This window comes from Paracoccus sp. Z118, assembly GCF_019061185.1.
GTDB lineage: Bacteria > Pseudomonadota > Alphaproteobacteria > Rhodobacterales > Rhodobacteraceae > Paracoccus.
Genome location: NZ_JAHQZU010000161.1, coordinates 1 through 307 on the forward strand (window position 1 = coordinate 1; position 307 = coordinate 307).

The window sequence follows — 307 nt, forward strand, 5'->3', positions numbered from 1 at the left end:
CCTCGGGCGCGCAGAGCTTCGCTGACATGATCGGCGTCGTCCAGTGCGCCCAGCATCAGCGGCAGCAGAAGCCGCCAGCCGGGGCGGCGGAAGCTGCGGGCGCGCCATGCCTCGGCCAAGCCCTCGGCGCGCGCGATCAGGACCGGGGTGAAGCGGATCACCAGCGGGATCGCCGTTTCCAGCAGATGCGTCGGCAGGCCCAGCCGGCGCAACGGCGCCGTCAGGGTGCGCACCAGATCGACCATCGCCGACAGCGCCGTCGTCATCGTGACGAGGTTGGCCAGCGCGATCAGCGTCACCATGCGCA

At 71.3% G+C, this 307-nt stretch carries 1 protein-coding gene; it reads right to left on the reverse strand.

The window, feature by feature from the left end; all coding sequences use genetic code 11:
* A partial coding sequence (locus tag KTN05_RS18000; protein ID WP_217330720.1) for an energy-coupling factor transporter transmembrane protein EcfT occupies positions 1 to 307 on the reverse strand: 307 nt, incomplete at both ends.